This window comes from Streptomyces sp. (genome assembly GCF_031181705.1).
GTDB lineage: Bacteria > Actinomycetota > Actinomycetes > Streptomycetales > Streptomycetaceae > Streptomyces.
Map to the genome: position 1 here is coordinate 15,543 of NZ_JAPSKN010000072.1, position 12,597 is coordinate 28,139.

Annotated in this window: 12 protein-coding genes; 6 read left to right on the forward strand and 6 right to left on the reverse strand. The window is 72.2% G+C overall.

Translation table 11 applies throughout. The features are described 5' to 3' along the window. Nucleotides 1-85: 85 nt before the first annotated feature. Nucleotides 86-1,519 carry an argininosuccinate lyase gene (argH, locus tag RIN80_RS15750; protein ID WP_309096224.1) on the reverse strand — a complete coding sequence of 478 codons (1,434 nt, stop codon included), beginning with the start codon at nt 1,517-1,519 and terminating at the stop codon, nt 86-88. 242 nt (nt 1,520-1,761) lie between these two features. Here argH and RIN80_RS15755 point away from each other — a divergent pair, with 242 nt between their 5' ends. From RIN80_RS15755 to RIN80_RS15780, 6 genes are all read left to right on the forward strand, one after another. Next, nucleotides 1,762-2,637 carry a hypothetical protein gene (locus tag RIN80_RS15755; protein ID WP_309096225.1) on the forward strand — a complete coding sequence of 292 codons (876 nt, stop codon included), beginning with the start codon at nt 1,762-1,764 and terminating at the stop codon, nt 2,635-2,637. A 133-nt stretch (nt 2,638-2,770) separates the two neighbouring features. Beyond that, complete coding sequence (locus RIN80_RS15760; RefSeq protein ID WP_309096226.1) at nt 2,771-3,358, forward strand: pyridoxamine 5'-phosphate oxidase family protein; 588 nt, start codon at nt 2,771-2,773, stop codon at nt 3,356-3,358. A gap of 3 nt (nt 3,359-3,361) precedes the next feature. Then, entirely contained in the window at nt 3,362-4,057 is a 696-nt protein-coding gene (locus tag RIN80_RS15765) for a L,D-transpeptidase family protein (RefSeq protein ID WP_309096227.1), read from the forward strand. 115 nt (nt 4,058-4,172) lie between these two features. Then, entirely contained in the window at nt 4,173-5,555 is a 1,383-nt protein-coding gene (locus RIN80_RS15770) for a ferredoxin reductase family protein (RefSeq protein ID WP_309096228.1), read from the forward strand. A 40-nt stretch (nt 5,556-5,595) separates the two neighbouring features. Beyond that, the gene (locus RIN80_RS15775) at nt 5,596-6,669 is read left to right on the forward strand and encodes an FMN-binding protein (protein ID WP_309096229.1); all 1,074 of its coding nucleotides are present in this window, start codon (nt 5,596-5,598) and stop codon (nt 6,667-6,669) included. Next, nucleotides 6,662-7,465: an FAD:protein FMN transferase gene (locus RIN80_RS15780; protein ID WP_375141710.1), complete on the forward strand. Its 804-nt coding sequence runs from the start codon at nt 6,662-6,664 to the stop codon at nt 7,463-7,465. Before RIN80_RS15775 ends, RIN80_RS15780 begins: the two co-directional genes overlap by 8 nt. A 105-nt stretch (nt 7,466-7,570) precedes the next feature. On the opposite strand, the gene RIN80_RS15785 is transcribed toward RIN80_RS15780, so the two are convergent. The 5 genes from RIN80_RS15785 to argC are packed head-to-tail and all read right to left on the reverse strand — an operon-like array spanning nt 7,571 to nt 12,404. Further along, nucleotides 7,571-8,116 (reverse strand): arginine repressor, encoded by a 546-nt coding sequence (locus RIN80_RS15785; RefSeq protein ID WP_309096230.1) that lies wholly within the window; start codon nt 8,114-8,116, stop codon nt 7,571-7,573. 7 nt (nt 8,117-8,123) lie between these two features. Next, nucleotides 8,124-9,323 (reverse strand): acetylornithine transaminase, encoded by a 1,200-nt coding sequence (locus RIN80_RS15790; RefSeq protein ID WP_309096231.1) that lies wholly within the window; start codon nt 9,321-9,323, stop codon nt 8,124-8,126. Next, nucleotides 9,320-10,231 carry an acetylglutamate kinase gene (gene argB / locus RIN80_RS15795; RefSeq protein WP_309096232.1) on the reverse strand — a complete coding sequence of 304 codons (912 nt, stop codon included), beginning with the start codon at nt 10,229-10,231 and terminating at the stop codon, nt 9,320-9,322. The genes RIN80_RS15790 and argB overlap by 4 nt, the downstream gene beginning before the upstream one ends. Then, entirely contained in the window at nt 10,228-11,379 is a 1,152-nt protein-coding gene (argJ, locus tag RIN80_RS15800) for a bifunctional glutamate N-acetyltransferase/amino-acid acetyltransferase ArgJ (RefSeq protein WP_309096233.1), read from the reverse strand. The genes argB and argJ overlap by 4 nt, the downstream gene beginning before the upstream one ends. Then, a complete protein-coding gene (gene argC, locus RIN80_RS15805; protein ID WP_309096234.1) occupies nt 11,376-12,404 on the reverse strand; it encodes an N-acetyl-gamma-glutamyl-phosphate reductase in 1,029 nt (342 codons plus the stop codon). Before argC ends, argJ begins: the two co-directional genes overlap by 4 nt. Nucleotides 12,405-12,597 lie beyond the last annotated feature (193 nt).

Here is a 12,597-nt window from a genome sequence, read left to right on the forward strand (position 1 = left end):
CGGTTGGCGGTTGGCGGTGTTTCGGCGAGTGCGGGTCGCCTTCGCTTGTTCGCGCAGTTCCCCGCGCCCCTGCGAGGCGTCGCCCTCAGCCCCGCCGCTTCGCCACGGCCCACTCGTGCTGGGCGGCCACGTCCTGCCTCACCTCGGCCAGCTGGACCGCCACCGCGCTCGGGGCCGTGCCGCCGCGGCCGTCGCGGGAGGCCAGGGCTCCGGGGACGTTGAGGACCGAGCGGACCTCGGGCGTCAGGTGGGACGAGATCTTCGCGAACTGCTCGTCCGTCAGATCGTCCAGTTCCTTGCCCTCGGCCTCGGCGGCCTTGACGCACTCGCCGGCGACCTCGTGGGCCACCCGGAACGGCACGCCCTGCTTGACCAGCCATTCGGCGATGTCGGTGGCGAGGGAGAAGCCGGCCGGGGCCAGTTCCTCCATGCGCTCGCGGTGGACGGTGAGGGTGGCCATCATGCCGGTGAAGGCGGGGAGCAGGACCTCCAGCTGGTCGATGGAGTCGAAGACCGGCTCCTTGTCCTCCTGCAGGTCGCGGTTGTACGCGAGCGGGAGGGCCTTGAGCGTGGCCAGCAGGCCCGTCAGGTTGCCGATCAGGCGGCCGGACTTGCCGCGGGCCAGCTCCGCGATGTCCGGGTTCTTCTTCTGCGGCATGATCGACGAGCCCGTCGAGAAGGCGTCGTGCAGGGTCACGAAGGAGAACTCCTTCGTGTTCCAGAGGATGACCTCCTCGGCGATCCGGGAGAGGTTGACCCCGATCATCGCCGTGATGAAGGCGAACTCGGCGACGAAGTCGCGCGAGGCCGTGCCGTCGATGGAGTTGGCCGCCGAGCCGTGCTCGAAGCCGAGGTCCCTGGCCACCGCCTCCGGGTCCAGGCCGAGGGAGGAGCCGGCCAGGGCGCCCGAGCCGTACGGCGACACGGCCGTGCGCGTGTCCCACTGGCGCAGCCGCTCCGCGTCCCGGGAGAGGGACTGGACGTGGGCGAGGACGTGGTGCGCGAAGAGGACCGGCTGGGCGTGCTGCAGGTGTGTGCGGCCGGGCATCGCCACGTCGGGGTGGGCCTCGGCGAGGCCGATCAGCGCGTCCTGGAGCTCGGCGATCAGGCCGCCGATGACCCGGGCGTGGTCGCGCAGGTACATGCGGAAGAGGGTGGCGACCTGGTCGTTGCGGGAGCGGCCCGCGCGGAGCTTGCCCCCGAGGTCGGGGCCGAGACGCTCCAGCAGGCCCCGCTCCAGGGCCGTGTGCACGTCCTCGTCGGCGATCGTGCCCGTGAAGGAGCCGTCGGCGACGTCGGCCTCCAGCTGGTCGAGACCGGCGATCATCCGGGTCAGCTCGTCGTCCGTGAGGAGGCCCGCCTTGTGCAGCACGCGCGCGTGGGCACGGGAACCGGCGATGTCGTAAGGCGCCAGCCGCCAGTCGAAGTGGACGGACGCGGACAGCCTCGCCAGCGCCTCTGCGGGACCGTCGGCGAAACGGCCGCCCCAGAGCCGGACGTCACCGCTGTTGCTGCTCACCTGCTGCGCTCCTCACTGAGTGGGATGGGCACCGCCACGGGCGGTGTCCTGCATGATTATGCGGAGTCTTGCATGATTCGTCAATCGGACGGGCAGCGGGTCGATCCGGCGCCGGTTTCCGGTCACGCCGAGACAATTCGCGGGCCCATTGAACGCGGGAAACCGCTTACCCGTACCTCTCGCCGAACGCAGGCGCCGCGTTTGCACCCACAGGACCCACCGACCCCTAGTGAGGCACCCCCATGTCCAGGGCTCTTCCGAAGTACGACAAGCGTCGCGTCGCGTTCATCGGCGGCGCGGCCGCGGTGGCGCTGTCCGGCACGGCGATCGCCGGTTTCGCGCTCGCCGGGGAGACGTCCGGGAGCGGCGGGACGAACGCCCGGACGCTGGCGGGCCCCGGCACCATCACGTGCCCGGACGTCACCTCCCAGCTGCCCGACGTCCCCGCTTCGGCGCGGGCGGAGGTCGACAGCAACCTGGCCCAGCTGAACACGCAGATCCAGGAGGCCAACAAGCGCCTGGTCGACACCGTCGGCCAGGGCGGTCCCGACTTCGTCCAGAACGCCATCCTCGGCCCGCTGGAGGACAAGCGCGTCGCCGCCCTGAACCGCATCGAGACCGCCATCGGGCGGGCCGCCGCCAAGCCCGAGGGCCTGGAGGCCTTCGCGGCCTGTCAGCTCGACGCCGACGGCGGTGCGGGAGCGGGCGAGGCGGGCGCCGGGGCCGGAGGTGAGGCGGGTGCGGATGCCGGAGCCGGAGCCGGAGCCGATGAGGGTGGCGCGGGTGCCGGAGAGGGCGGCGCGGGCGAGGCGGGCAACGCCGGTGCCGGCACGATCGGCTGCCCGGACGTCGCCTCGCGGCTGCCCGCGGTCCCGGCCTCCGCCCAGGCCGAGGTCGACCGCAACCTCGGCCAGCTGGACACCCAGATCCAGGAGGCCAACAAGCGCCTGGTCGACACCGTCGGCCAGGGCGGCCCCGACTTCGTCCAGAACGCCATCCTCGGCCCGCTGGAGGACAAGCGCGTCGCCGCGATCAACCGCATCGCCACCGCCATCGGCCGCACGGCCGAGCGCCCGGCCGGCCTGGACTCCCTGGCCGCCTGCACGCTCACCAAGTGACGTGACAGGCGCCGTGGCCGCCCCGTGGGAGCGCCGGCCGGGGCGGCCACGGACCCGTGCGGGGTCCGGCAGCGGTGACCGGATCCCGCAATTCCTTAGACAGTCGAAGGACCTGAGCCCATAATCGTTAGACATGGGAAAGACTTATGAGGGCATAGACGGCCGGCTCCGCTCGTTCATCGAGGCGCAGCCGGTCTTCTTCACCGCCACCGCTCCCCTGTCCGCCGACGGCACGATCAACCTCTCCCCCAAGGGCCTCAAGGGTTCCTTCGCGGTGCTCGACGCACACACCGTGGCCTATCTGGACTTCGCCGGCTCCAACGCCGAGACCATCGCCCATCTGCGCGAGAACGGGCGGATCACCCTGATGTGGTGCGCCTTCCAGGGCCCGCCCAACATCGTGCGGGTGCACGGCAGGGGTGAGCCGGTCTTCCGCGACGACGCCCGGTTCGGGGAACTGCTCGCCCGCTTCCCGGACATCGACCCGGCCCCGCACGGCCTGCGCGCGATCATCGTCGTCACCGCCGAACTCGTCCGCGACACCTGCGGCTACGCCGTGCCCTTCATGACGTACGAGGAGGACCGGGACCTGCACGGCAAGCGGTTCGCCCGGGAGGACGACGCCTCGCTCGGCGCGTACTTCGCCAAGAAGGAGCACATCGCCACCAGCCTGGACGGACTACCCGGGCTGCCGTTGCCACTGCCGCCCTCTACGGTCTGAGGCATGCGCCCCGGTGCCGTCGCCCTCGCCGTCTCCGCCCTCCTGCTGCTCGGCGCCGGGCCGCCCGCGCCGCCGCTGCCGGCCCGGATGGCGGACACGGGCGGCGGCACCCAGCTCATCACCGCGGTGGCCCCGGCGAGGACCTCGACCACGGGCACGGTCACCTGGTGGAACCGCACCCGGGGCGGCAGGTGGGTCGAGGCCGGTTCCGCGCCCGCGCGCTTCGGAGCGAACGGGCTCGTCGAGGGCGACGCACGCAGACAGGGCACCGACACCACACCCGCCGGTCTGTACGACCTGCCGTACGCCTTCGGCATCGAGGCGGCGCCGCGCGGGACGGCGTACCCGTACCGCCGGGTGCGCCAGGACTCCTGGTGGTGCCAGGACAACGACTCCCGCGCCTACAACCGCTGGAGCGAGCCCCGCGCGGCCGACTGCCGGGCCGCCGAGTCCGAGCACCTGGCCGGCTACCGGACGCAGTACGCGCACGCGCTGGTCATCGGCTTCAACTACACGCGTCCCGTGCGCGGGCGGGGTGCGGGCATCTTCCTCCACGTCCACGGACGGGGCCCGACGGCCGGCTGCGTGTCCGTGTCCGGGCCCGCGATGCGGCGGATCCTGACCTGGGCGGACCCCGCACGGCGGCCGCACATCGCCGTGGGCACCCAGAGCGGGAGCACGGCCGTCACGCGGTGGTGACGGGCCGCCGTCACCAGCGGTCACGGTTGTCCGCACACGTATCGGCACGTGGCTGAACACTCCCGTGTCCCGGCACGTATCTGTGGGCCAAGGGACAAGTCCCCACGGAGGAACCGTGACCACCACGCTCGCAGGCGGCCGTGCCGCCCGCCGCCAGACGATGCGCCGCATCCGCCCGCGCCGCTCCCCGGCCGTACCGCTGCTGATCGCCCTGTGGGCGGGCGCGGCGGCCGTGCTGTGGCTGTGGTGGGACAACACACCGTCCCTCGCGGACACCACGAGCAAGATCGTGGCGGCCGGCCGGATCACGGGTTTGCTCGCCGGCTATCTGATGGCGTTGGTGGTGCTCCAGATGGCGCGGGTCCCGGCACTGGAGCGGCGGGTGGGGACCGACCGGGTCGCGCGCTGGCACGCCATGACCGGCCGCTACACGCTCTGCCTGGTCCTCGCCCACGTCTTCCTCATCATGTGGGGTTACGCGCTTCAGGCCGGCAAGGGGCTCGGCGACGTCGTCCAGCAGACCGTCGACTCCGTCAACCAGCTGCCGGACATGGGCAAGGCGGCCATCGGCACCGGCCTGCTGTTCGTCATCGGGATCCTGTCGATCGGCGGCGTGCGCCGGCTGATCGGGTACGACACCTGGTACCACGTGCACCTGCTCACCTACGCGGCCGTGTACCTGACGTTCTGGCACCAGATCACCACGGGCAACGAGTTCGCCGTCGAACCCACCGCGAAGACCTTCTGGTACGGGCTGTACGGCGTGGTGACCGCGCTGGTGGTCTGGTACCGGATCCTCACCCCGATCCGGCTGAACGTGCGGCACCGCATGCGCGTCGAGGCGGTCATCGAGGAGACGCCGGGCATCGTGTCCGTGCTGATCGGCGGGCGCAAGCTGCACCGGATGGGCGCGGAGGCCGGGCACTTCTTCCGCTGGCGGTTCATGGCGCCGGGCATGCGCTTCAGCTCCCACCCGTACTCCCTGTCGGCTGCGCCCCGACCGGACATGCTGCGGATCACCGTCAAGGCGATCGGCGACCACACCGAAAGGCTGCGTGAGCTGACGCCCGGCACCCGGGTGTGGGCGGAGGGCCCGTACGGCGCGTTGACCGCGCAGCGCCGCAGCCGCGGCAAGGTGCTGCTGGTGGCTGGCGGCGTGGGGATCACCCCGATGCGGGCGCTGTTCGAGACGCTGCCCGGTGCCGCCGGTGACATCACGCTGCTCTACCGCGCCAACAGCACCCAGGACCTGGCCCTGTGGGGCGAACTCGCCAAGATCGCCGACGAGCGCGGCGCGCGGCTGATGTACGCGGTGAACAGCCCGGACGGGGAACGCCCCGACATCTCCGCCGAGTCCCTCCAGCGGAAGATCCCGGACATCGGCGACCACGACGTCTTCATGTGCGGGCCGCCCGGCTTCGCGCAGTCGGTCTACGAGGCACTGCGCGGCGCGGGAGTCCCCGCCCGCCGTATCCATCACGAGTCGTTCGAGATGTGAGCGACGGGACATCAACGGCCCTTCAGGAGTTTGGGAAACGATGAGGAAGTCTCACCCCGTCCGGCGTGCCGTGCTCGCCGGCGCAGCCACCGTCTCCGGGATCGTGCTGCTGCTGTCGCTGAAGCCGGCCTCCGACCCGGGCTCCGCCCAGGCTGCGGGTGGCCAGCTCCCGCCGGCGGCGGCCGGGCAGGCCCCGCAGGGCGGCGTGAACGGCGCGGTCACCGGTGACGCGGCGCAGACGCAGTACGGCCCGGTGCAGGTCCGCGTAACCATGAGCAACGGCAAGATCACCAAAGCCGAGGCGGTCCGGACACCCAAGGGCGGTCGGAGCGACCAGATCACGGCCGACGCCGTGCCCCGGCTCAACCAGGCGGCGGTCGCGGCCCAGAGCGCCGACATCGACGCCGTGTCCGGGGCGACGTACACCAGCGCCGGCTACAAGAAGTCGCTCCAGTCCGCCCTGGACAAGGCGAAGGCCGCGGCGGGCGCCGCGCAGGGCGGGGGCGCGGGTGCTCCCGCGACGGTGACCGGGGACGTCGCGCAGACCGAGTACGGGCCGGTCCAGGTCCGGATCACCGTCGCCGGTGGGAAGATCACCAAGGCCGAGGCGGTGCAGGCCCCCAAGGGCGGCCGCAGCGACCAGATCACCTCCGCCTCCGTCCCCCGCCTCAACCAGGCCGCCGTCGCCACGGGCAACGCACAGATCGACTCCGTCTCCGGAGCCACCTACACCAGCGCCGGCTACAAGGAGTCCCTCCAGTCGGCCCTGGACCAGGCCCCGGCGCAGGGCGGCTCCTCGCAGGCCGCCGGTTCGGGAGGCGGCGGCGGGGAGCAGGCCGGGACCCGGACGCTCACCGGCAGCGTGGCGCAGACGCAGTACGGTCCGGTGCAGGTGCGGGTGACCGTGACGGGCGGGAGGATCACCAAGGCCGAGGCGGTGCAGGCCCCCAAGGGCGGCCGCAGCGACCAGATCACCTCCGCCTCCGTCCCCCGCCTCAACCAGGCCGCCGTCGCCACGGGCAACGCACAGATCGACTCCGTCTCCGGAGCCACCTACACCAGCGCCGGCTACAAGGAGTCCCTCCAGTCGGCCCTGGACCAGGCCGGTGGCTGACACGGTGGCCGGCTCCGCACAGGCTCCCGCCGCGGTGCGCCACGTGGAGGAGACGATGGGGACCGTCTTCTCACTCGACGTCCGCGGCGGGGAACCGGCCGCCGTGCGCGCGGTCCTGGACGAGGTCGTGGCCGGGCTGCACCGAGTGGACGAGGTGTTCAGCACCTACCGCGAGGACAGCCAGGTCTCCCGGCTGCAGCGCGGTGAGGTGAGTGCCGGACAGTGCGACCCCGAGGTCGCCGAGGTGCTGGAGCTGGCGGCCGAGGCGGAGCGGGTGAGCGACGGCTGGTTCAGCACGTCGTACCAGGGCCGCCTCGATCCGACCGGCATCGTCAAGGGCTGGGCGGTCGAACGGGCGGCGCGGCGGCTGGCGGAGGTGCCCGGGGTGTGCGGGGTGAGCGTCAACGGCGGCGGGGACGTGCAGCTGCTGGGGGCGCCGGAGCCGCAGCGGCCGTGGCGCGTGGGGGTGTCGGACCCGTTGCGGCCGGGCGGGCTGGCGGCGGTCGTCTCGGCGGCCGGGGCGGAGGAGCTGTCGGTGGCGACGTCCGGTACGGCGGAGCGGGGGGCGCACATCGTCGACCCGCGCACCGGCCGGTCGGCCGTGACCGACCTGGTCGCCGTGACGGTGGTGGGGCCCCGGCTGACCTGGGCGGACTGCTGGGCGACGGCGGCGTTCGCGATGGGCTCGCGGGAGGGCCTGGCCTGGCTGGAGTCGCTGCCGGACGTGGAGGCGCTGCTGATCACGGCCGGTGACGAGGTCCGGTGCACGGGGGGCCTGGCGACGCGGCTCGGGTGACCGGCCCCGGGACGCGGGGAGCCGCGCGACCAGCCATCACCCACCCGTACCCGAACGGCGAACCGCGCGGCCAGCCACCACCCACCGCAGCCGGGACGACGAACCTCACTGCCCGTTCTGCGCCAGCCGCAGCAGATGGTCCGCCAATGCCTGCCCGCCCGTCGGCTCCCGGCTGATCAGCAGCAGCGTGTCGTCCCCGGCGATCGTGCCCAGGATGTCGTGCAGCTCGGCCTGGTCGATGGCGGAGGCCAGGAACTGCGCCGCCCCCGGAGGAGTGCGCAGGACCACGAGGTTCGCCGAGGCCTCGGCGGAGATCAGCAGTTCCTGGGAGAGCCGCCGCATCCGCTCCTCCTTCGCCGACCCGCCCAGCGGAGCCCGCGGGGTGCGGAAGCCGCCCTCGCTCGGCACCGCGTAGATCAGGTCCCCGTCGGTGTTGCGGATCTTCACCGCGTTCAGCTCGTCCAGGTCCCGGGAGAGCGTCGCCTGCGTGACGCTCAGCCCGTCGTCGGCGAGCAGCTTCGCCAGCTGGCTCTGCGAGCGGACCGGCTGCCGGTTGAGGATGTCCACGATCCGGCGGTGGCGTGCGGTGCGGGTCTGCGGCACGGCGGGCCCGTTCGCCCCCGGCTGCTCGTGGTCCTGCGCCTGGCTCATCGTCGTCTCATTCCCCGGATCGTCCGTCCCCGTGCGCTGCCTGGAGGATGCCGGGAAGTGCCCCCAGGAAGGCGTCCACGTCGGCGTCGCGGAGGTTCAGCGGCGGCATCAGCCGGACGACGTCGGGGGCGGGCGCGTTCACCAGGAAACCGGCCTCCTGAGCCGCCTGGCGCACCTGCGGCGCGAGCGGCTCGGTGAGCACGATACCCAGGAGGAGCCCCGCGCCCCGGACGGAGTCGATCAACTGATGGCCGAGGTCCTCGATTCCGTCCCGCAACTTCTCGCTCTGCCGCTTGACGTTCTCCAGCAACCCCTCGTTCTCGATGGTGTCGAGGACGGCGAGTCCGGCGGCGCAGGCGACGGGGTTGCCGCCGAAGGTCGTGCCGTGGTGGCCGGGCCGCAGCAGCTCCGCGGCCCGCCCGAAGGCGACCGTCGCGCCGAGCGGCAGCCCGCCGCCGAGCTGCTTGGCCAGGGTCACGACGTCGGGCAGGACGCCTTCGTGGGCCTGGTACTCGAACCAGTGTCCGGTCCGGCCGATGCCGGTCTGCACCTCGTCCAGGACGAGGAGTGCCCCGGTCGCGGCCGTGATGGCCCGGGCGGCCTTGAGGTACCCGGCGGGCGGGACGACGACGCCGAGCTCACCCTGGATCGGCTCCAGGACGACGAGCGCGGTCTCCTCGGTCACGGCGGCGGCCAGGGCCTGCGCGTCGCCGAACGGCACGTGCGTGACGTCGCCGGGCAGCGGCAGGAACGGCTCGCGCTTGGACTGCTGGCCGGTCAGCGCCAGGGCGCCCATGGTCCGCCCGTGGAAGGCGCCCTCGGTGGCCACGACGTGGGTGCGCCCGGTCAGCCGGCCGATCTTGAAGGCGGCCTCGTTGGCCTCGGCGCCGGAGTTGCAGAAGAAGACCCTGCCGTCCCGGCCGAACAGCCTCAGCAGGCGTTCGGCGAGCGTCACGGTCGGGTCGGCCATGAAGAAGTTGGAGATGTGGCCGAGTGAGCCGATCTGCCGGGTCACGGCCTCCACGATCGCCGGGTGGGCGTGGCCGAGGGCGTTGGTCGCGATGCCGCCCACGAAGTCGAGGTAGGACCTGCCGTCGGCGTCCCACACCGTGGTGCCCGCACCGCGGACGAGGGGCAGCAGCGGGGTGCCGTAGTTGTTCATGAGCGCGCCCCGCCACCGCTCGGCGAGTTCCTCGTTGGCGGTCATACGGCGTCCCCCTTCTCGTCGGGCACGACCATCGTGCCGATGCCCTCGTCGGTGAAGATCTCCAGCAGGATCGAGTGCTGGACCCGGCCGTCGATGACGCGGGCGGTGTTCACGCCGTTGCGCACGGCGTGCAGGCAGCCCTCCATCTTCGGCACCATGCCGGAGGACAGGTCCGGCAGCAGGCGCTCCAGCTCGGAGGCGGTCAGGCGGCTGATCACCTCGTCGCTGTGCGGCCAGTCCTCGTAGAGTCCCTCGACGTCCGTGAGGACCATGAGGGTCTCGGCGCCCAGTGCAGCAGCGAGTGCCGCAGCCGCCGTATCAGCATTGACGTTGTAGACATGCCCGTCGTCCTCGGAGCGGGCGATCGAGGAGACGACCGGGATGCGGCCGTCGGCGAGCAGCGCCTCGATGGCGCCGGTGTCGATCGCGGTGATCTCGCCGACCCGCCCGATGTCGACGCGTTCGCCGTCGATCTCGGGCTGGTGCTTGGTGGCGCTGATGGTGTGGGCGTCCTCGCCGGTCAGGCCGACGGCGAGCGGACCGTGCCGGTTGAGCAGGCCGACCAGCTCGCGCTGCACCTGCCCGGCCAGCACCATGCGGACGACGTCCATGGCGTCCTCGGTGGTGACCCTCAGGCCCGCCTTGAACTCGCTGACGATGCCGTGCCGGTCGAGGGCGGCGCTGATCTGCGGGCCGCCGCCGTGCACGACGACCGGCTTGAGGCCGGCGTGGTGCAGGAAGACCACGTCCTGGGCGAAGGCGGCCTTGAGGTCCTCGTCGACCATGGCGTTGCCGCCGAACTTGATGACGACCGTCTTGCCGTTGTGCCGGACCAGCCAGGGCAGGGCCTCGATGAGGATCTGGGCCTTGGGCAGCGCGGTGTGCTTGCGTGTCGCTCCACTGCTCATGACGAGTACGCGCTGTTCTCGTGGACGTAGTCGGCGGTGAGGTCGTTGGTCCAGATGGTGGCGGTCTCCGACCCGGCGGCGAGGTCGGCGACGATGTGCACCTCGCGGTAGCGCATGTCGACCTTCTCGCGGTCCTCGCCGACGGAGCCGTTCTTGCAGACCCACACGCCGTTGATGGCGACGTTGAGCCGGTCCGGCTCGAAGGCGGCCCGGGTCGTGCCGATGGCGGAGAGCACGCGGCCCCAGTTGGGGTCCTCGCCGTGGATGGCGCACTTGAGGAGGTTGTTGCGGGCGATGGAGCGGCCCACCTCGACGGCGTCGTCCTCGGTCGCGGCGTTGATCACCTCGACCTTGATGTCCTTGCTGGCGCCCTCGGCGTCGCGGATGAGCTGCCGGCCGAGGTCGTCGCAGACCTGGCGCACGGCCTCGGCGAACTCCTCGTACGCGGGGGTGACGCCCGACGAGCCCGAGGCGAGCAGGAGCACGGTGTCGTTGGTGGACATGCAGCCGTCGGAGTCGACGCGGTCGAAGGTCGTGCGGGTGGCCGCGCGCAGCGCCTTGTCCAGGACTCCGTTGTCGAGGTCGGCGTCGGTGGTGAGGACGACGAGCATGGTGGCGAGGCCGGGGGCGAGCATGCCCGCGCCCTTGGCCATACCGCCGACCGTCCAGCCGTCCCTGGTCACGACGGACGTCTTGTGGACGGTGTCGGTGGTCTTGATGGCGATGGCGGCCTTCTCCCCGCCGTGCTCGCTCAGGGCCGCGGCGGCCTTCTCCACGCCCGGGAGCAGCTTGTCCATCGGCAGCAGGACCCCGATGAGGCCGGTCGAGCAGACGGCGATCTCGATGGCACCCCGCCCGAGCACCTCGGCGGCCTTCTCGGCCGTCGCGTGCGTGTCCTGGAAGCCCTTCGGCCCGGTGCAGGCGTTGGCGCCGCCGGAGTTGAGGACGACGGCGGAGACCTGGCCGCTCCTGAGGACCTGCTCGGACCACAGCACCGGGGCGGCCTTCACGCGGTTGGCGGTGAAGACGCCGGCGGCGGCGCGGCGCGGCCCGGTGTTGACCACGAGGGCCAGGTCGGGGTTGCCGTTCTCCTTGATCCCGGCGGCGATGCCCGCCGCCGTGAATCCCTTCGCTGCCGTCACGCTCACGGCGCAACTCCGATCGTCGTCAGTCCGGTGGTCTCGTCGAGACCCAGGGCGATGTTCATGCTCTGGACGGCACCGCCCGCGGTGCCCTTGGTGAGGTTGTCGATGGCGCTGATCACGATGATCCGTCCGGCGGCCTCGTCGTACGCGACCTGCAGCTGAACGGCGTTCGAACCGTGGACGGACGCCGTGGCGGGCCACTGGCCCTCGGGCAGCAGGTGCACGAAGGGCTCGTCGGCGTACGCCTTGTCGTAGGCGGCGCGCAGGGACTCGCCGGTGACGCCGGCCGTGGCCTTCGCGCTGCAGGTGGCGAGGATGCCGCGCGGCATCGGCGCGAGGGTCGGGGTGAAGGACACGGAGACCGTCGCGCCCGCGGCGGCGCTGAGGTTCTGGGTGATCTCGGGGGTGTGCCGGTGTCCGCCGCCGACGCCGTAGGGGGACATCGAGCCCATGACCTCGCTGCCCAGCAGGTGCGGCTTGGGCGCCTTGCCCGCGCCGGACGTGCCGGACGCGGCGACGATCACCGCCTCGGGCTCGGCCAGGCCCGCCGCGTACGCGGGGACGAGGGCGAGGGAGACGGCGGTCGGGTAGCAGCCGGGTACCGCGATGCGCTTGGACCCCTCCAGCGCGGCGCGGGCACCCGGCAGTTCGGGAAGACCGTAGGGCCAGGTTCCGGCGTGCGGCGAGCCGTAGAACTTCTCCCAGGCGGCGGCGTCGGTGAGCCGGAAGTCGGCACCCATGTCGACGACCAGCACGTCCGGCCCGAGCCGCTCGGCGACGGCGGCGGACTGACCGTGCGGCAGCGCCAGGAAGACGACGTCGTGGCCGTCGAGGGCCTCCGGGGTGGTCTCCCGCAGCACGCGGCCGGCCAGGGGCAGCAGGTGCGGCTGGAGCGCGCCGAGCCGCTGCCCGGCGTTGGAGTTGCCGGTCAGGGCGCCGATCTCGACCTCGGGGTGGGCCAGGAGCAGACGCAGCAGTTCCCCGCCCGCGTATCCACTCGCCCCGGCCACTGCCGCTCGTACCGCCATGGAATCCTCCTCCTCAGAGGGGCATGACTATACGTTTCCATGCACGTTTATGCAATCCTGCGCGGAGGGCCGGCGCGCGTGGGTGTGACCGAGAGTTTTAGTTGGCACACGGAGCGCGCTAGTTGGCAAATCTTGGATCCGTAACGCTGCGTTGCGGTCAGTACCGAAGAAGCGCCCCCTTCGTCGGCCGAGC